The 18,426-nt window shown below is 65.3% G+C and carries 20 protein-coding genes; 11 read left to right on the top strand and 9 right to left on the bottom strand.

Going from position 1 to position 18,426, the window contains the following annotated elements; all coding sequences use genetic code 11:
* Nucleotides 1–13: 13 nt before the first annotated feature.
* The gene (locus EOD43_RS11820; protein ID WP_127744021.1) at nucleotides 14–868 is read left to right on the top strand and encodes an SDR family oxidoreductase; all 855 of its coding nucleotides are present in this window, start codon (nucleotides 14–16) and stop codon (nucleotides 866–868) included.
* 9 nt (nucleotides 869–877) lie between these two features.
* Here the strand turns inward: EOD43_RS11820 and EOD43_RS11825 are convergent, their stop codons facing one another.
* Genes EOD43_RS11825 through EOD43_RS11835 form a run of 3 tightly spaced genes read right to left on the bottom strand, consistent with a single transcriptional unit; the run spans nucleotide 878 to nucleotide 3,384 of the window.
* A complete protein-coding gene (locus EOD43_RS11825) occupies nucleotides 878–1,735 on the bottom strand; it encodes an SDR family NAD(P)-dependent oxidoreductase (RefSeq protein WP_127744023.1) in 858 nt (285 codons plus the stop codon).
* A gap of 14 nt (nucleotides 1,736–1,749) precedes the next feature.
* Nucleotides 1,750–2,133 carry an MAPEG family protein gene (locus tag EOD43_RS11830; protein ID WP_127744025.1) on the bottom strand — a complete coding sequence of 128 codons (384 nt, stop codon included), beginning with the start codon at nucleotides 2,131–2,133 and terminating at the stop codon, nucleotides 1,750–1,752.
* Nucleotides 2,134–2,148: 15 nt separating this feature from the next.
* Nucleotides 2,149–3,384, bottom strand: a complete 1,236-nt coding sequence (locus EOD43_RS11835; RefSeq protein WP_127744027.1) for an FAS1-like dehydratase domain-containing protein — start codon at nucleotides 3,382–3,384, stop codon at nucleotides 2,149–2,151.
* A 118-nt stretch (nucleotides 3,385–3,502) separates the two neighbouring features.
* On the opposite strand from EOD43_RS11835, the gene EOD43_RS11840 reads away from it, so the two are divergent.
* The 6 genes from EOD43_RS11840 to EOD43_RS11865 all read left to right on the top strand — a co-directional run bounded on the left by EOD43_RS11840 (nucleotide 3,503) and on the right by EOD43_RS11865 (nucleotide 10,469).
* Nucleotides 3,503–4,300, top strand: coding sequence for an enoyl-CoA hydratase/isomerase family protein (locus tag EOD43_RS11840; protein WP_240653163.1), 798 nt, complete (start codon nucleotides 3,503–3,505; stop codon nucleotides 4,298–4,300).
* 6 nt (nucleotides 4,301–4,306) lie between these two features.
* A complete protein-coding gene (locus EOD43_RS11845) occupies nucleotides 4,307–5,752 on the top strand; it encodes a class I adenylate-forming enzyme family protein (protein WP_127744029.1) in 1,446 nt (481 codons plus the stop codon).
* Nucleotides 5,749–6,903 (top strand): acyl-CoA dehydrogenase family protein, encoded by a 1,155-nt coding sequence (locus EOD43_RS11850; RefSeq protein WP_127744031.1) that lies wholly within the window; start codon nucleotides 5,749–5,751, stop codon nucleotides 6,901–6,903. Before EOD43_RS11845 ends, EOD43_RS11850 begins: the two co-directional genes overlap by 4 nt.
* Nucleotides 6,900–7,853 (top strand): acyl-CoA dehydrogenase family protein, encoded by a 954-nt coding sequence (locus EOD43_RS11855; protein WP_164857209.1) that lies wholly within the window; start codon nucleotides 6,900–6,902, stop codon nucleotides 7,851–7,853. Before EOD43_RS11850 ends, EOD43_RS11855 begins: the two co-directional genes overlap by 4 nt.
* A gap of 156 nt (nucleotides 7,854–8,009) precedes the next feature.
* Nucleotides 8,010–9,245, top strand: a complete 1,236-nt coding sequence (locus tag EOD43_RS11860; protein ID WP_127744034.1) for an NAD(P)/FAD-dependent oxidoreductase — start codon at nucleotides 8,010–8,012, stop codon at nucleotides 9,243–9,245.
* A 36-nt stretch (nucleotides 9,246–9,281) separates the two neighbouring features.
* Nucleotides 9,282–10,469, top strand: coding sequence for an acetyl-CoA C-acyltransferase (locus EOD43_RS11865; RefSeq protein ID WP_127744036.1), 1,188 nt, complete (start codon nucleotides 9,282–9,284; stop codon nucleotides 10,467–10,469).
* Nucleotides 10,470–10,569: 100 nt separating this feature from the next.
* On the opposite strand, the gene folE is transcribed toward EOD43_RS11865, so the two are convergent.
* Both folE and EOD43_RS11875 read right to left on the bottom strand, forming a co-directional pair.
* Nucleotides 10,570–11,184, bottom strand: a complete 615-nt coding sequence (folE, locus tag EOD43_RS11870) for a GTP cyclohydrolase I FolE (RefSeq protein ID WP_127744038.1) — start codon at nucleotides 11,182–11,184, stop codon at nucleotides 10,570–10,572.
* Nucleotides 11,185–11,313: 129 nt separating this feature from the next.
* Nucleotides 11,314–11,883, bottom strand: a complete 570-nt coding sequence (locus EOD43_RS11875) for a cytochrome b (protein ID WP_127744040.1) — start codon at nucleotides 11,881–11,883, stop codon at nucleotides 11,314–11,316.
* A 126-nt stretch (nucleotides 11,884–12,009) separates the two neighbouring features.
* On the opposite strand from EOD43_RS11875, the gene EOD43_RS11880 reads away from it, so the two are divergent.
* Nucleotides 12,010–13,455 (top strand): glycosyltransferase family 2 protein, encoded by a 1,446-nt coding sequence (locus EOD43_RS11880; RefSeq protein ID WP_127744042.1) that lies wholly within the window; start codon nucleotides 12,010–12,012, stop codon nucleotides 13,453–13,455.
* A gap of 150 nt (nucleotides 13,456–13,605) precedes the next feature.
* On the opposite strand, the gene EOD43_RS23660 is transcribed toward EOD43_RS11880, so the two are convergent.
* Complete coding sequence (locus tag EOD43_RS23660) at nucleotides 13,606–13,755, bottom strand: hypothetical protein (RefSeq protein ID WP_164857210.1); 150 nt, start codon at nucleotides 13,753–13,755, stop codon at nucleotides 13,606–13,608.
* A gap of 126 nt (nucleotides 13,756–13,881) precedes the next feature.
* The gene (locus tag EOD43_RS11885; protein WP_164857211.1) at nucleotides 13,882–14,055 is read right to left on the bottom strand and encodes a hypothetical protein; all 174 of its coding nucleotides are present in this window, start codon (nucleotides 14,053–14,055) and stop codon (nucleotides 13,882–13,884) included.
* 231 nt (nucleotides 14,056–14,286) lie between these two features.
* Between EOD43_RS11885 and EOD43_RS11890 the strand changes: the two genes are divergently transcribed.
* The 3 genes from EOD43_RS11890 to EOD43_RS11895 are packed head-to-tail and all read left to right on the top strand — an operon-like array spanning nucleotide 14,287 to nucleotide 15,448.
* Entirely contained in the window at nucleotides 14,287–14,520 is a 234-nt protein-coding gene (locus EOD43_RS11890; protein ID WP_127744046.1) for a hypothetical protein, read from the top strand.
* Nucleotides 14,517–14,681 carry a hypothetical protein gene (locus tag EOD43_RS23665; protein WP_164857212.1) on the top strand — a complete coding sequence of 55 codons (165 nt, stop codon included), beginning with the start codon at nucleotides 14,517–14,519 and terminating at the stop codon, nucleotides 14,679–14,681. Before EOD43_RS11890 ends, EOD43_RS23665 begins: the two co-directional genes overlap by 4 nt.
* Nucleotides 14,678–15,448: a class I SAM-dependent methyltransferase gene (locus EOD43_RS11895; RefSeq protein WP_164857213.1), complete on the top strand. Its 771-nt coding sequence runs from the start codon at nucleotides 14,678–14,680 to the stop codon at nucleotides 15,446–15,448. Before EOD43_RS23665 ends, EOD43_RS11895 begins: the two co-directional genes overlap by 4 nt.
* A gap of 64 nt (nucleotides 15,449–15,512) precedes the next feature.
* On the opposite strand, the gene EOD43_RS11900 is transcribed toward EOD43_RS11895, so the two are convergent.
* Nucleotides 15,513–16,409 carry a phosphodiesterase gene (locus EOD43_RS11900; protein WP_127744049.1) on the bottom strand — a complete coding sequence of 299 codons (897 nt, stop codon included), beginning with the start codon at nucleotides 16,407–16,409 and terminating at the stop codon, nucleotides 15,513–15,515.
* Between the two features lie 171 nt (nucleotides 16,410–16,580).
* A complete protein-coding gene (locus tag EOD43_RS11905; RefSeq protein ID WP_127744051.1) occupies nucleotides 16,581–18,416 on the bottom strand; it encodes a cytochrome c3 family protein in 1,836 nt (611 codons plus the stop codon).
* Nucleotides 18,417–18,426: the final 10 nt, after the last annotated feature.

Below are 18,426 nucleotides of genomic sequence, written 5' to 3' on the forward strand. Positions count from 1 at the left end.
TGGGGTCGTTGCCTTGAGCCTTACCGGAAAGACGCTGTTCATCACGGGCGCAAGCCGGGGGATCGGGCTGGCGATCGCCCTACGCGCCGCGCGCGACGGAGCCAATATCGTCGTAGCCGCTAAGACGACCGAAGCGCACAAGCACCTGCCCGGCACGATCTATTCGGCAGCCGAAGACATCGAGAAAGCAGGCGGCCAGGCGCTGCCGATCGTCGTCGACGTGCGGCATGAGGACAGCGTTCAGGCCGCGATCGACGCGGCGGTCGCGCGCTTCGGCGGGATCGACATCCTGGTCAACAACGCTTCGGCGATCTCCAAGACCGGGGTCGAGGATAGCGAGATGAAGCGGTGGGACCTGATGAATCAGGTCAACACGCGCGGCACTTTCCTCGCCTCGAAGGCGGCGATCCCCCATCTGAAGAAGGCCGCGAATCCGCACGTCCTGACGCTGTCGCCGCCGCTTAACCTCGATCCGAAGTGGTTTGCGGGGCACGTCGCCTACACGATCACCAAATATTCGATGTCGATGGCGATGCTGGGCATGGCCGAGGAATATCGCGAGGCGGGAATCGCCTTCAATTGCCTGTGGCCGCGCGTCGGCATCGCCACTTCGGCGATCGAGTTTGCGGTCGGCAATTCGGACGAGATGCGCAAATGCCGCAAGCCCGAGATCATGTCGGACGCGGCCTACCGGATCTTCACCAAGCCGGCGCGTGAATGCACCGGCAACTTCTTCATCGACGACACCTTCCTCTACGACGAAGGCGTGCGCGATTTCGCCGCGTACAAGAATGATCCGACGTCGAAGGAATGGCGCGTGGGCATGTTCCTGCCCGATGGCGACGTTGCGCCGGAAGGGTCGCTCTAACGCCCCCTCTTACCCCACGGGGTCCATCGGCTTGCGCCAGCCGGTGCGCATCGCGTCGCCCATCCGCATGATCATTTCGACACGGCTCTTGTCGCGGTTCGCGATCGCATTCTGCTCGTCGCGCGGATTGGCGAAGATGCGCGGCAGCCATTCACCGTCGATCTGCGCGAACAGGCTGGCGGCAGCATCTTCGGGCAGCTGGGGCAGCGGAATGCCCTCGGCTATGCCTTCCGGCGCGGGGCTGTCGGCGAACAACGTCCCCTTCTTGCGCTGCGATTCGCGGAAATTGGGGGTGTAGGTCGATCCGACCATCAGCGCGGTCGCGTCGACCCCGTGGTGGCGCAATTCCTCCCACAGCCCTTCGCCCAGGATCATCTCATAGGCCTTGGCAGCGCCATAAGTGACGTAGCTGTAGATGCCCTGATCGGCGGCGAGCGAGGAGCAGATCACGATCCCGCCGCGGCCGCGCGCCACCATCTTGCGCCCGAAATGGTGCACCAGCAGCGTCGGCGTGGTGCAGTTGACCGCGATATTCTCCAGATGCGTCGCGACATCCTGTTCCAGGAATTCGCCATGCGGTTCGGCGGCGGCATTATAGACCATGAAGGCGATATCGATCCCGCCTAGGCCAGCCTCGATCGCATCGACGATATCGTCGCGCGCCATATCCATCGCCAGCGTCTTCGTTTGAATGCCCAACTCAGCCTCGATCTCGCGTGCAGCCTCGATCAAAGGCGCCTCGCGTCGCGCGACCATGACAAGGTTCAGCTTGCGTCGCGCCGCCTCCGCCGCAATCGCGCGGCCCAGCCCCTGCGATGCGCCGAGGATCAGCGCCCATTCGCCATAACGTTCGCGATAGTCCCGCATCGCTCTCTCTCCCGTCAGGTCAGCGCGATCACATAGAGCGACAAGGCCGCGAAGAAGGCGCCGAACCAGGTGATCGATCGCAGGCCGGCCCAGCCGCCGAGATAGCAGCCGATGTAGAGCAGCCGGAACACCAGCCAGATGCCCGCCGCCAGATCGACATGGCCGGGAGGCGCGGCGCGCAAGGTCGCGAGCAGCACGCCCACGGCGAAGAACGGAAACGCCTCATAGCTGTTGGCGTGCGCCGCATGCGCGCGCTGCCGCACCGGATCGGCGAAGTTCGCCGGATTGCGCGGATCGGCATTGTCGTAACTGCGCGTCGCCTTCGCGATCGCGACCGAAAATATCGGCAGGAGGCCGCCGACGAGCAATATCCAATGGGCGATCGTCGGCTGCATCATCTGGCTTCCCCTATCCTACTTGGCCCGATGCTCCGTCGGCTTCGGGCTCTCAGGCAGCTTTACCGGACCGTGCTTCTTCGACGCCACCAGGATCGTCGCCGTCGCGCGGATATTCTCGATCCCGCGCTGGTTGGTGCCGCGCAGCGCGACCTCGATCTTCGGCCCGAGCGTCTCGTCGACCGAAACCTCGGTGATCTCGCCCGTCATCCAGGTCACGTCACCGATATAGTTGAAGCGGCGGAACTCGAACTTGATGCGGTGGATGAAGCTGTCGTCGCCCGCGAAATTGGTCAGGAAGTTGGAAATGTGGAACTGCCGCACCGGGCCGATGTCGTACATCATCCGCACGCCCACCTTGTCGGCCAGCTCCTTGTCCCAATGGACGCGCTGCACCGTATCCCAGGCGTTATATTCATCGCGGCTGTAGAAACCGCGCAGCTTCTTGCGATTCTCGTATGCCAGCCGGTTCGGCCAGTTGCCGTAGATCAGCCAGCCCGCGCCCATATGCAGGTTGATAAGATCGGTGACCGTCAGCGGCCCCTTGACCATCTTGGGCAGTTCCTGCCCGACGGTGCAGTCCTCCATGTACAGCGTATCGGCGCCGCGACGATATTCGTTGTCGTACGCCGCCTCGATCTCGGCCAGATCCTCGTCGGTGTAGGAGGCCGGCTCCTCCTTGGCATATTTCGCCTTGGCGTCGCCGCTCTTCTTCTTGCGTTCGGCATGGATGAACCAGTCGACGCCGTCGACCAGAACCTTGTCGTTCTGATCCCACAGGCACAGCCCGTTGGTGACGATCACCGAGCGGCCCGAAAACTCCGACGGCTTGTCCTCGACCGCCTTCACGAAGCGCGAGCGATAGAGCTTCGTGCCCTCCATGATCGGCGCGTAATAAAAATTCTCGCCGCCCGAATGAAATAGCTGAATACCGCGTAGCGCCTTCGACGTGATCTTCGCTTCATCCGGGTCCATCACCGGATTCCGATTGATCCCCATCGACTTTTCGAACGCCGGCGGCGCGATCACGCCGCCCCAGCGCGTGCCCTTCGCATAGTCCGGATCCACGAACAGCGGATTGTCGTCGCCGATGCAGATCGCGAAGCGGCGCACGGCATCGTCGGTGCAGGCGAGGTTCCACGGCTCGTCGATCGCCCCGGTGCGCAGCGTGGGGTTCGGAAAGCCGATCCGTCGCCGCATCAGGTCCACCGACTCATCGGTGATCATGTTCCGCAACAGGCCGTCATCCGCCATAACTTGTCCCCTCAGGCGGTTCTGACTGAAACCGCTCTAGCGCAATTGAGTAATATCTTTTATCGCGATATCCGCTACGGCGCTGCCCAACAAGGGGCAAATCGAGGGAGATGCCGACGTGCACGTCTATGAGGGTTACGAGACGATAAAGATCACGCGCGAGGGCAAGATCATCACGATCACGCTCAATCGCCCCGAGGTGATGAACGCCACCAACCCCCAGATGCACCAGGAGCTGGAGCGCGCCTTTCCCGAAATCGGCCGCGATCCCGACTGCAATGTCGTGATCCTGACCGGCGAAGGCCGCTGCTTCTCGGCGGGCGGCGACATCGTCGACATGCGCGATCGGCTGGACGATCATGTCCGTTGGTTGGAAGCGATGCGTGAGGCGCGCGCGATCCTCTACAACGTCGTCGATCTGCCGCAGCCTTTGATCTGCAAGGTGAACGGCGCCGCGACCGGCCTGGGTTCGACCCTCGCTCTCTTCAGCGACATCATCGTCGCCAAGGACACGGCGAAGATCGCCGACACCCACGTCAATGTCGGCCTGGTGGCAGGCGATGGCGGTGCGGTGATCTGGCCCGCGATCATCGGCCACGCGCGCGCCAAGCTCTACCTGCTCACCGGCAAGCCGATCACCGGTAAGGAAGCCGCCGAAATCGGCCTGATCACCGAAGCCGTCCCCGCCGAAGCGCTCGACGCGCGCGTGCAGGAGATTGCGGAGACGATCGCGGCGCTGCCCGCTGTCGCGGTGAAGCTGACCAAGAAGTCGATCAACATGGACCTGCGCCAGAAGCTCGACACGATGATCGAGGCGCATCTCGGCTACGAGACGATGTCGCACCTCTCGCTCGACCATCGCGAGGCGATCAACGCCTTCGCCGACAAGCGCACGCCGGTCTTCACCGGCAAGTAAGCGCCCGTGACGCTGGACCTCCCAGCTGCGATCCGCGCCACCGTCGAAAGCGGCGGCGCGGACGATGCGCTCGCTTTCGGCGGGCGCTGGCGCAGCTGGGATTGGGTCGCGGACATCGCGAACAGGATCGACGACGCTCTGGGCGATGCCCACACGGTAGGACTGGTCGCGCGCAACCGGCCGCAGCATATCGCCGCCTTCGCTGCGACGCTGATGGCGCAGCGCACGACATCGATGATCTACGCCGCGCAAAGCCCGGCCGGGATCGCGAGCGATATCGAGACGCTGCGCCTCCCCGCGATCGTCGCCGATGCCGAGGACTGGACGCCCGAGGCGCTCGCAGCCGCACGATCGGTCGGATCGCAGGCGATCGCGATCGGTGACGGCTCGGTCGAGGTGCTGGTGCCGCGCGGCGCGGGTCCGTTCCGCGCAGCCATGCCCGATATCGGCCTCGAACTCCTGTCCTCCGGCACCACCGGCGCCCCCCGGCGCAGCGGCCTGCCGTGGTCGACGATCGCGGGCGCGGTCGCGGGCACCAAGTCGGCTTATGCGGGAACCTCCGAAGTTTCCGCGCCGCAGGTGATGGTCCACCCGCTCGGCAATATCGCAGGGCTGGCCTACGCCGTTCCCCCGCTCGTCTGGCGACAGCGGCTCGTGATCCTCGAACGCTTTGATCCGCTCGTCTGGGCGGAGGCGGTGCGCGATCATCGCCCGAGCCGTGGCACCGTGCCCCCTGCGGGCGTCCGCATGCTGCTCGATTCGGATATCCCGGCCGAATGGCTCTCCAGCCTCAGCCTCGTCGCCGTCGGCGGGGGCAAGCTCGATGAGGCGCTGCAGGTAGCGTTCGAGGATCGCTTCGGCATCCCCGCCCTCCCCGCCTTCGGCGCGACCGAGTTTGGCGGCGTGATCGCCAACTGGACGCTCGACACCTATCGCCGCTTCGGCGCGGACAAGCGCGGCAGCGCGGGCATGCCCAGCCCCGGCGCGACCCTACGCATCGTCGATCGCGACACCGGCATCGCGCTCCCACCCGGCGAGGTCGGCCTGCTCGAAGCGCAGGTCGAACGGATCGGGCCCGATTTCGTCCGCACCAACGATTTCGCCTCGCTCGACGCCGACGGCTTCCTGTTTCTCCACGGCCGCGCCGACGGGGCGATCAACCGGGGCGGATTCAAGATCGTCCCCGATCAGGTCGCCGCCACGCTGCGCGAGCATCCCGCCATCGCCGATGCGGCCGTAGTGGGGATCGACGACGCGCGGCTGGGCGAAGTTCCGGTCGCCGCGATCGAACTGCGGCGCGGCCAGAGTGCCGATGCGGCCGCACTCAAACATTGGCTCAAGGACCGGCTCGTCGCCTATCAGGTTCCGGTCGATTTTCGCATGGTCGACGCGCTGCCGCGCAATGCGTCGATGAAGGTTTCACTGCCCGAGGTTAAGGCTCTTTTCCAATGAAGATCATCGATAGCGCCGAGCTGGACGCCTTCCGTGAGGAAGTCCGCGACTGGCTTGCCGACAATGTCCCGAAAGAACCCCGCCCGCATGATGGCGCCGCGATGCGCGACTTCGATCTCGCGTGGCAGCGCCGCCAATATGATGGCGGCTGGGCAGGCATCAGCTGGCCCAAGGACTATGGCGGGCGCGGCGCATCGGTGCTCGAAACCCTAATCTGGCATGAGGAATATGCCCGCGCGAACGGCCCGGTTTCGGGCAGCATGTTCGTGGCGCTGAGCCATGCCGGCCCGACCCTGATCAATTCGGGGAACGAGGCGCAGAAGCAGCGTTATCTGCCCGCGATCCTGAAGGGCGAGGAAAATTGGTGCCAGGGCTTTTCGGAGCCGGGCGCAGGGTCCGATCTGTCGGCGCTCAAATGCCGCGCGGTGATCGACGGCGATCATCTGGTCGTCAACGGCACGAAGATCTGGACGACCTACGGCCACCTCGCCAAACAGCAGGAATTGCTCGTCCGTACCGATCCCGATCTGCCGCGCCACAAGGGGATTAGCTGGGTGATCTGCGACATGGAGACGCCGGGCGTCGAGGTGCGGCCGATCAAGGCGATGTCGGGCCTGACCCACTTCGCGCAGACCTTCTACGACGATGTCCGCATCCCGCTGTCGAACGTGGTGGGTGAAGTGAATGGCGGCTGGAAGGTCGCGATGACGACGCTCGGTTTCGAGCGCGGCACCGGCACAGTCCCCCACCAGATCGAGCTTTCGAAGCGCACCGACGACATGATCGCCGAAGCCAAGGCCAAGGGTCTGCTCGACGACGCGACCGGCGCCGACCTCGCGACGCTCAAGGCCGAAGTGGCGGCGCTCCGCTCGCTCACCGTCGCGCAGATTTCGCGCGGGATGAGCGAGGCTGTGCCGGGTGCTGAGGGCAATATCGTCGCGCTCCACTTCGCCGAACTGACCCGCCGGGTGAACGGCTATGCGCTCGAACTGTTCGGGCCGTCCGCGCTCGAACGGCATGGCATGCCCGATTATCCGCTCGAATATCTCGAATGCTTCAAATGGGGCATTGGTGGCGGCACCAACGAAATCCGCCGCAATGCCATTGGCGAGCGCGTGCTCGGCCTGCCCAAGGGACCTTCCGCACGATGATCGTCAATCTCACCCCCACCGAGGAACAGCAGCTCGTCGAGGACAGCATCCGCGGCCTTCTGGCCGACAAGCTGCCGGTCGATCGCCTACGCGAAGCCCATGCGCATGGCGGTGCGGTCGAACGCGCGATCTGGGGCGACCTTGTCGAACTCGGCCTGTTCGGCCTGGGTCTCGCCGAAGAACGCGGCGGCATCGGCTATGGCCTGCCCGAGGAAGTGATCGTCGCGAAGGCGCTGGGCGCCCACCTCGCCTCGCCCTCGATCGTCGCGCAGATGATCGCGGTCCACCTCGCCGACGACGCCACCCGCCCCGCTTTGATGAGCGGTGAGGCGCGCGCGGCCTTCGTCAACGCCTTCGATGGCGGCGCGCACCTGATCGACGGCGAAGGCGCGACCCACGCCGTCGTGGTCGGCAAGGGCGGCGCGGCGCTCGTCGCGATCGACTCGTTGGGCGCGGCCGAACCGGTCGAGCTGATCGACGAAACCGTCGCGGTCGCCAAGGTTTCGACCGATGCCGCGCTGTCGGGCGGCGCGGAGGTCGATCGCCTCTCGCTGCTGCTCGCCACCTATATGGCGGGCCTTGCCGGCGCGACGCGCGACATGGCGGTCGACTATGCCAAGACGCGCGAGCAATTCGGCCAGCCGATCGGCGCATTCCAGGCGATCAAGCACCAGTGCGCCGATCTTGCCTTGCGCGCAGCGGGTGCCGAGACGCAATGCTATCACACCGCCGTCACCTTCGGTCGGGGCAATGATGACGGCGTCGAAGTCGCCTGCGCGCGCCTGCTCGCGGGCGAAGCGGCGCTGGCGAATGCCAAGCAGAACATCCAGATCCACGGCGGCATGGGCTTCACGGCGGAGTGCGACGCGCACCTCTTCCTGAAGCGCGCGCACCTGATCTCGATGCTCGGCACCAGCAAGGTCGAGGTTCGCAAGCGCATCCTGGCTTGACCTCTCCTCGTCATTGCGAGGAGCCGGAGGCGACGTGGCAATCCACTCCGAACTGCGGACTGGATTGCTTCGGCTCCGCCTCGCAATGACGAGTGAGAACTGGACAAGTGGCCGCTTCGACCGCACATCGCCACCAACGGAATTTCGGGGATATCGATGACCACCAGCTATGATGTCGTGATCGTGGGCGCGGGGCATGGCGGCGCGCAGGCCGCGTTGCAGCTTCGCACGCAGAAGTTCGAAGGCAGCGTCGCGGTGATCGGCGAGGAACCCGAAGTCCCCTATGAGCGCCCGCCGCTGTCGAAGGAATATTTCTCCGGCGACAAGACGTTCGACCGCATCCTGATCCGCCCGGCGACCTTCTGGGCCGATCGCAACATCGACATGCTGCTCAACCGCAAGGTGACGGCGGTCGATCCGACCGCGCATCTGCTGACGCTGGAAGACGGCTCCACCGTCACCTACGGCAAGCTGATCTGGGCGACCGGCGGCGCGCCGCGCAAGCTCGTCTGTTCGGGCCATGATCTGAAGGGCGTCCACGGCGTCCGCACCCGCGCCGATGCCGATCGGATGATGGACGAACTGGCGACCACCGAACGCGTCGTCGTGATCGGCGGCGGCTATATCGGGCTGGAGGCGGCAGCCGTCCTCTCCAAATTCGGCAAGCACGTCACCGTTCTGGAGGCGCTCGATCGCGTCCTCGCGCGCGTCGCCGCCGAACCGCTGTCGCGCTTCTACGAGGCCGAGCATCGCGCGCACGGCGTCGATGTCCGGCTGGGCGTGACGGTCGATTGCATTGAGGAGAAGGACGGCAAGGCCACCGGCGTGCGCCTCGCCGACGGCAGCGTCCTGCCCGCCGATATGGTGATCGTCGGCATCGGCATCATCCCGGCGGTCGAGCCTTTGATCGCGGCGGGGGCCGAGGGGGGCAATGGCGTCGCGGTCGACGAACTGTGCCGCACCTCGCTTCCCGATATCTGGGCGATCGGAGACTGCGCGCTCCACAAGAATGACTTTGCCGACGGCATCACGATGCGGCTGGAATCGGTCCAGAACGCCAATGATCAGGCGACCACCGCGGTCAAGGCGATCCTGGGCGGCACCGAGCCCTATCACGCCGTTCCGTGGTTCTGGTCGAACCAATATGATCTGCGGCTCCAGACGGTGGGCCTGTCGACCGGCTACGACCAGACCGTGCTGCGCGGCGATCCGGCGACGCGTGCGTTCACGCTGGTCTATCTGCGCCAAGGCAAGGTGATCGCGCTCGACTGCGTCAACGTCGTGAAGGACTATGTGCAGGGCAAGGCTTTGGTCGTCGCTGGCGCCGAAATCGCCCCCGAAAAGCTCGCCGATGCCAGCGTTCCGCTCAAGGAAATGCTGGCCGCCGCCTGATCTTCAAAACCGACACCCCATCACCATATTGAGACCATGAGCAACACATCCGATCCCGTCGTCATCGTGTCCTATGCCCGCACCCCGATGGGCGGGTTTCAGGGCGCCCTTTCTACTGTCAGCGCGACCGATCTCGGCGCCGTCGCGGTCAAGGCCGCGATCGAGCGCGCGGGCGTGTCCGGCGATGCCGTCGACCGCATCTATATGGGCTGCGTCCTGCCGCATGGGCTGAAGCAGGCGCCGGCGCGTCAGGCGGCGGTCGGCGCGGGCCTGCCGCTGTCGGTCGAGGCGACCACGGTCAACAAGATGTGCGGTTCGGGCATGAAGGCCGCGATGATGGCCGCCGATGCGATCGCCGCCGGATCCGCCGACATCGTCGTCGCGGGCGGCATGGAGAGCATGTCGCAGGCGCCCTACGTTATGACCAAGCATCGCGGCGGCGCGCGCATGGGCCATGATGCGATCAAGGACGTCATGTATCTCGACGGCCTCGAGGACGCTTACACCGGCAAGCTGATGGGCGAATTCGCCGACGAGACCGCCCGCAATTACCAGTTCACCCGCGAAGCGCAGGACGACTATGCGCTCCGCTCGCTCTCGCGCGCCAACGAAGCGATCACCACCGGCGCCTTCGCCGGCGAGATCGTGCCCGTCACGGTCAAGGGCCGCGCCGGCGACACGATCGTCGACACCGACGAACAGCCGGGCAAGGCGAAGCCCGAAAAGATCCCGACGCTCAAGCCCGCCTTCGTCAAGGACGGCACCGTCACCGCCGCCAACGCCTCGTCGATCTCCGACGGCGCCGCTGCCTTGGTGATGACGCGCGAGAGCATTGCGAAGAAGCTCGGCCTGCCCGTCGTCGCGCGCGTCGTCGCGCAGGCGGCGCATGCGCACGAACCCGGCTTGTTCACCACCGCCCCCGTCCCCGCGATCCGCAAGGTACTGGACAAGGCGGGCTGGTCGGTCGGCGACGTCGATCTGTTCGAGGTCAACGAAGCCTTCGCGGTCGTCGCGATGATCGCGCAGCGCGAACTCGACATCCCGTCGGACAAGCTCAACGTCAACGGCGGCGCGACCGCGCTCGGCCACCCGATCGGCGCCTCGGGCGCGCGCATCATCGCGACGCTTCTCGCGGCGCTCAAGGCGCGCGGCGGTACGAAGGGCGTCGCAAGCCTGTGCATCGGCGGCGGCGAAGCGACCGCCGTGGCGGTGGAGCTGGCCTGACACGTCATCCCGGCGGAGGCCGGGATCTCAGGAGGCTCATGCGACAAACATGCGCCTAGATGCTCGCTGAGATCCCGGCCTCCGCCGGGATGACGCGGGCTTACTCGAACCCCATCAGGCTGAGCACTTCCTTGCGGCTGCGCTCGTCCTCGCGGAAGACGCCCATCATCCGGCTGGTCGTCATCGACACGCCGGGGGTGCGCACGCCGCGCGCCGTCATGCACGCATGGCTCGCCTCGATCACAACCGCGACGCCGACGGGTTCGAGATGCGTCCAGATGCAGTCGGCGATCTCGGCCGTCAGCCGCTCCTGAATCTGGAGGCGACGGGCATAGCCCTGCAGCACGCGCGCCAGCTTCGAGATGCCGACGACGCGCTGATGCGGCAGATAGGCGATGTGCGCATGGCCGATGATCGGCGCCATGTGATGTTCGCAATGCGACTGGAACGGGATCTTCTTCAGCAGCACGATCTCGTCATAGCCGCCCACTTCCTCGAAGGTGCGGCTCAGATGATGCGAGGGATCCTCGCCATAGCCCTGGCAATATTCGCGCCACGCCCGCGCCACGCGCGACGGCGTGTCGACCAGCCCTTCACGGGTGGGATCATCGCCCGACCATGTGATCAGGGTGCGGATCGCATCCTGCACCTCATCCGGCACGATCAGCTTGCCGTTCGAATCCAGCGCTTCTTCATCGTCGTCAAACAGCGACATCCCGTCCTGCCCTTCTTCGTTTCTATAATGTCAGAACGCATATAGGCGGCGATCGGCGCGCGCCAACATCCGCGACTGTTTCTGTTCCGCCAAATCGGAGGGGTCAGCGAAAGACCCCGGTTCATCCCGTCAGCGGGGCCACATCCGCTGAAATTCGGGTTCGCGATCGATGAACTGGTGTTTGAGCGCGCCTGCGACGTGCAGAATGATCAGCCAGAACAAGGCATAGCCCGCATATTGGTGGATCGCGCCGAACAGATCGTGCCAGTAATCCTTCTGCTCCAGCGGCATATTGAGAAAATAGCCGATCCGCGGCCATTCGAACGCGCCGAAGAAGAACATCGGGTGGCTGCCCGCATCCTTCCACGCCGAATCCATGAACCATCCGGTCAGCGGCATCAGCAGCATGAAGGCGTAGAGCCCGAAATGCGCGACATGCGCGGCCACCCGCTCCCATGCCGCCATACCGTGCGAGAAAGGCGGCGGCTTATGCCCCAACCGCCACAGCACGCGCAGCAGGACGAGGCCGAGGATCGCGATCCCGGTCGACTTGTGCGTATCGAGCACCGGGCGGATCCATTCGTCGGGCAGCTTGGTGAAATAGAGGCCGACCAGAAGATTGCCGATCATCAGCACCGCCAGCACCCAATGGAGGACGATCGCGGTGGTCGTATAGCGGGGAAGGTTCATGTCGTTCATCGGCGTCACTCGGCCCCCGGCAGAAAGCGCAATTGCGGGTGGATCGCAAAAGGATCATAGAGCGACCGGCGCGAACGGCCACCCGGTTCGCCCGCGTAACATGTTTTTTCGGATACGTCCCAGGCGATGCTTTCCCCGACCCCGCTCGACGCCCGGTTCGCGGCCTATTCGCCGCGGCTGAACCGCCCGCCCTTCACGATCGTCAGCGTCCTCCTCCATGTCGGGGCCCTGGTCCTGCTCGCGGTGCTGGTGGATATGGCGTGGCGCCAGACGGGCCTGTTCGCGTGGAGCGTGGGCCTTGCCTATATCGGCTACGACACCTTCCTGCTCGGCTTCGTCGCGGTGATGACCTGGTCGCTCCATCGCCAGCAGACGCTGCCGCCGCCCCCGCCCGTCGCGGTGCCCGAAACGCTCGCCGTCCTGCTCGCCGCGCATAACGAACAGGCGGTGCTGGTCGCGACGGTGAAGGCGCTCGCAGCGCAGGCCGAAGCGCCCGACATCATCCTGATCGCCGACAACGGATCGACCGACGCGACCCCGGCGGTCCTCGCCGAAGCCTTCGGCCTTGAACCCGCGCCATATGGCGAGATCGCGACCTCGCCCGTCCTCCCCTCGCTGCGCTGGCTGCGTGTCGAACAGGCGGGCAAGGCCGGCGCGCTCAACGCCGTGCTGGAAAAGATCGACAGCGATATCGTGCTGACGGTCGATGCCGACACGATCCTGCTGCCCAACGCCATCGCCGCGATGCGCGCCGCCTTCCGCCGCGATCCCGCTTTGGTGGCGGCAACCGGGCTGCTCGGCCCGATCTGCGACCACAGCGTCACCGGCCGCATCTTCGAATGGTTCCAGACCTACGAATATGTCCGCAACTTCATCTCGCGCTTCGCGTGGATGCAGGTGAACGGCCTCCTGCTGATCTCGGGCGCCTTTGCGGGTTTCCGGCGCGAAGCCGTGGTTGCGGTCGGCGGGTTCGATCCCGATTGCATGGTCGAGGATTATGAACTGATCCACCGGCTCCACCGCTGGTCGTGCGACAATGATCTGGGGTGGACGATCCGCGTGCTGGGCGAAGCCCGCGCGCAGACCGATGCGCCCGCGCGCCTGATCCCCTTCCTGCGGCAGCGGCGGCGCTGGTTCGGCGGCTTCCTGCAGACCCAATATTGGAACCGCGACATGGTCGGCAATCCGCGCTTCGGCCGGCTCGGCACGATGATGCTGCCGGTCAAGGCGCTCGATACGGTGCAGCCGCTCTACGGTCTCGTCGCGTTTGTCCTGCTGGCCGGCTTCGTGGTGACGGGGCGCTTCGTGCTGGTCCTGCCGATCCTGGGGGTGATGCTGGCCAAAGTGGTGCTCGATCTCAGCTTCCACTTCTGGTCGATCCGCCTCTATCGCCGCTGGTCGGGCGGGATGGTGCCCGAAGGCAGCGCGCGCATCCTGCTGACCTCGCTGATCGAGCCCTTCACCTTCCAGCTGCTGCGCCATGTCGGCGCGGCGTGGGGCTGGATCGCGTTCCTGAGCGGCCGTTCGACCTGGGGGAACCAAAAACGGCGCGGGCTGCTCGCGCGCCAGTGAAGCGGCGATCCGTGTAACGGTGAAGGCCAATATGGTTGCGGCTTTTGTGGCCTTTGGATTCTCGCTGTAAAAACAGCGCATTATCCCCACGCGTCATTGCGAGCGTAGCGAAGCAATCCAGGCCTACATGGGAGAGGCTCGCGACCTGTCTCAAATGCGGGCCTGGATTGCCGCGTCGCCTGCGGCTCCTCGCAATGACGAGTGGGGAGAAGCGCTCATGCCCCACAAGCGAGCGCCGCCACGATCGAGCGCGAGAATTTCGATCACGACTTCGTCAGCGGAAGAATCGACGCGGTTCATGGCTTTCCCCAAAACAGATCGACATCCGCTCCCTTTTGGCGAAGGGCTCGACTCGACCTTGATATTTCGAAACGCTCCCAATTAGAACAAATAGAGAACATTGTCAAGATTGGAAAGCATGCAGAATTAGCGCAGCAGCTCGGCGATCCCCGCCACCGCGGCGATGAAGCCGCACACCACCGCGATCAATGTCAGCGGCTTGGTCGCGCCCAGAAAGTCGAACAACGGATCGAACGGGCCCGAACGGGGGTTGCCGGGTTCGATCGAAATCCAGTCGTCATCATCGATAGGGCGGCGCATTCTCATGCGTTCGATGTGCCGACGCGCGCATAGCTTTGCGAGCCGGGCGATCCGGCATCCGCATAGCATTTGCATAGGGTGTCGCCACGGTTCGTCGCAACGCGCCACGGCCTGTCGCAACACTATGAAATCCCAATGGATGCCGCCGGCCGCTCCACTCGAATAGCTATGGGGCGGCCCATAATCCTTGTCGCGACGGCACAGAATGCCGCCGCTGAAGACGAGTATTATATGCCCGAGGAAGACCAACGTAGCTGCGACACCTGCCTTATCGTTGGTCAGGACGTGGAGGGCCATTGGCTGGTCCGCGAAAATCACGGCCTGATGGGCGGCATCTTCGTATCGCGCGATGCCGCGTTGCACTTTGCACAGACCGAATGCTGCGCCTTTCCCGGCGCGACCATCGTCATTGCAGGGCAACCTTTGCCCTGCCCCCTCATGCCCCCGATGGAGCAAGCCGCATGAACGAGGATCTGTCCCTTCGCGCCACATTGATGGCCGATCGCGCCGCGCGCCGGCAGCGTCGGCTGCTCGGTCGGTTGAGCCTGCGCGATTTCTGGCAGGCGGTCGATCCGAAGGAGGATGCGGCGGAACAGCCCGCCAAGCCGGAGCCGAAGCCGCGATGACCGCGATCACGCTGCGCGAGATGACGGCGGCGGCTTATGATGCCTACAGCTTCGCCTTCCTCGATCAGGTCGATGGCGAGCCGCGCGATCCGCTGGGTCTCGATCATCGCCCCGGCCTGCTCGATGCGGAGATCTGGGCGCGGCTCGACGGCGAAATGGTGGCGATGCGTGCCGCCGGCCGCGACCATATCCGCATCCTCGATGCGGGATGCGGACCGGGCCTGTGGCTGCTCCGCATCGCGCGGCGTGCGCGGCAACTCGGCTTCGCCTCGGTCGAATGCCGGGGGTTCGATATCGCGCCGGAGATGATCGTCCATGCCACACGGCACGCGCTCGACATCAGCGACGATCATATCCGCCTGCATTTCGTGACCGGCGACATCGTGACCGCACTCGACGATCTGCCCGATCGGGCGTTCGACATCACGCTCTGCCTCTACAGCGTGCTCAACCATGTGCCGCGCGAGATGCTGGCGGACGTGGCGGCGCATCTAGGCCGCGTCACCCGGCACGCTTTGTTGCTGACGGTGCGCGCGGCCGACGATCATCCGACCATCTATGTCCAGCCGATCGGCCGGGCGCGTGCCATGCGGCAGGATGATCCTGGCGACCGGATCGACATCGTGATGGCCGACGGACGGCATCTGGCGCTCGTCTCGCACCGCTTCGCTGAAGGAGAATTGCGCGATCTGTTCCGCAGCCCGCTCGCCATCGCCGAGACAGCGCCCCTGTCGTCACACCTGCTGATGCTGGCTGTCGCGCGCTGATACAGTTGCGGAAACCGGGCGGGCGGACTTCGGTTCGTCCGCCGCTTCTATCCCTGCCCCGGCGTTATTCGGCCGCCGCCATCCTGAAAGGGGCGTGTTGCCCCTCCCCCATATCTTCGAAGCGCTCGTCGAACATGTGGCGGACGACCGGCTGGAAGCGGCCGTCATAGCGCGCGAGGACCAGCGGCTCGCCCACCGCATTGTGATGGGTGGCAAAGGCGTCGCCGGTCCACAGGTGGAGTGCTGCGCCGGGCGCCTCCGCGACGATCATCGCGCGATCGTCAGGCAAATCGGGATCGATCGGCGCCATATCGAGCGCGACCTGCGGCGCCGTCGACGGCGAGATGGCGAGTTGGCGGCCCTTCCAGCGGGTCGAAATCGAGCGGTGGATATGGCCGCAGATCATCGTGACGTTGGGATGATCGCCGATCGCGGCGTCGAGGGTCTGGATCCAGCGTGCATCGGGTTCCGGCGACATCCACGGAATGCCGGTTTCGACCGGGGGATGGTGCAGCACGATCATCACCGGCTTGGTGCCCGTTTCCGCCAGCCGCGCGCGCAGCCACGCCGCGCGCGTTTCGCAGAAGACGCCGCCATGATGGCCGTCCTCGCCCAGCGTATCGATCACGATGAAGCGCACCGCATCACTATCGATCACATATTGGACGAAGCCGTCGGGGCGCGGAATGTGGGGGAAGACATGCGCCATCGCGGCGCGATCGTCATGGTTGCCCACGCACAGATAGACGGGGAAGTCGCACGGCTCGATCGCCTCGCGCAGCCGTTCGTAGCTCGCCACATCGCCGCGATCGACCAGATCGCCGGTCAGGAACAGCATGTCGGGCTTCACCGTCAGCTTGCCGAGCCAGGCGATCGCCTGGTCGAGGCGATGGCGGTTCAGCTCGTCAGGCGAATCGATCTCGAAGCCGAGATGGAGGTCGGTCAGCTGGGCAATCAGCATCGCGTCGATCCCATATCTGCGGCCGGCTGACGGTCCGGCGGTCCTTTACGTCCCCCCTTCAGGACGCATGGGAAGATCATCACTTCCCCATCACGCCCGCTGTGACACACAACACACTTCGTAAGACTTAACGTCGATTTGAACCAATACGTCCGCCGAAACGATCTGGTTTCAACTGCCCGAAGCCTTTTCATTGCTCTTGTCGTCCAGCCGCTGCGCGGCTTTGCCGCGCACCTTGCCGCTCCGAACCATCAGCGGGGCGAAATCGTTCCGGTGATAATCATGGCACATCGCGCAAGACGAGGGCACCTGCTTGTGCGCGTCCTGACCGCCATGACAATCCTGGCAACGCGCGATCTTCGGCAGGTTGACGTCGCTCGACAGCTTCGACGTTTTCACCGCGTGGCAGCTTTCGCACTTTTCGGTGTCATGCGCGGCGTGATCGAACCAGCCCTTCATCATGTACCGCTTGGTCAGCACCACCGGCGCCACCGCGAAGGGCGTGCGCGCATCGCCCGTCGGCTTGATGACGTGGCAGTCGAAACAGGCGCCGCCGGGCGAGAATACCGCGCGGATCGCGCTGTCCGCCGTCCCGCCGCGCGCGACCTGGCCCTGCGCATAATTGACCGCGACGGCCCGGTTCGCGAACGCGCCCGGACGGCGGCGATCCATGCCCTGCGTCGCCGCGGCGCGATACTGGCCGCCCGACGAATAGAAGGCGCGGATATCGGCGACGACCTGCGCCGGATCGCCATGCCGCAGCGTGCGGATCGTGCCGCCGACCGCATCGAAATCGAGCGAGTGGCACGCCTGGCAATCGGCCTCCATGTCGACCGCGACGAAGCTGCTGCCCGTCGCGTCGCGGCGGTGGCAGTTGGCGCAGGCCAGCGGCTGACCATAGCCTTCGCCCTTGCCCAGCATCTTGGCCATCTGCGCGACGCCATTGGTGGCCGACAGGTGGATGTCGTGCGGGAATTTCAGGCCGTTATTCTCGGTCGGCTTGCCGTCGAGCGAGACGCGCGCCGCGCTGGGCACGCCCGCCGCGCTCACCATGCGCAGCGTCGGCATGAATTGCGGGTGATCATCCCCGAAGTCGGCCGCATCGGCCAGCTTGGTGTCGGTCAGCCGGCCCTTCATGTCCTTGTGGCAATTGGTGCAGAAGCGTTCGTCGGTCGCCGGCATCGCCGTCGCGCCCTCATGCTCGGTATGGCATTCGACGCAGCGGCCCGGCGGACGGTTGAACAGCCCGTTGGCGACGCGCTTGAAACGGGTTTCGATCCCGCCCTTGCCCATCGCGACTTGCAGGCGCGCCGGATCGGCATGATCGTGGACCGCCGTGTGACAGGCCGCGCACGCCTCGTCCTTCACCGAGCTACCGCCGTTGACGTGGCAGGCGCGGCAATCATTTTCGAGGCCCTTGTGGACCTGCGACAGCGCGCCCGAAGACCACATCTGATCGGCGTGGAAGCTCTTGGCGCGCGCGGCGCCGGCTTCGGGTTCGGCGCGCGAGAAGCTGGCGACCAGCGGCCAGGCGAGGAAGATCGCGAGGATCGCGATCACGAAGGTCCACGCCAGCGGGCGCTTGCCGGGGATCACCGAGGCCAGCGAGAAGACCTTCGCCTCCTCCTTCGCCTCGGACGAATTGGAAATCGCGCCGACGCGCTCGACCGTCAGGATGACCTGACCGGCCTCATCCCCCTCGCCCGCCGACACGCGGATGTCGTGCGAACCGATACGGACGTCGGCGCCGCTGATCGCGTTGACGGTGACATGTTCGGTCTGGTTGCCGTCGACGACGATGGGCAGCCCAGCGGTCGCCGAAATCTCGACCTGGCCGTTGCCGACCAGCCGGATCATCGCGTGATGCAGCGTCACCGCCAGATCGGGCAGGTGAATGTCGCTCTCGGTCCCGCGACCGACGGTCAGCTGCGGACGGTTGAAGCTCTTGGAACGGACGATTTCCCGGCCGTCGGCGGTGCGCGCAAGCTTGCGGACGATGAAGCTCATGATCTCGCGC

The organism is Sphingomonas crocodyli (genome assembly GCF_004005865.1).
Lineage (GTDB): Bacteria > Pseudomonadota > Alphaproteobacteria > Sphingomonadales > Sphingomonadaceae > Rhizorhabdus > Rhizorhabdus crocodyli.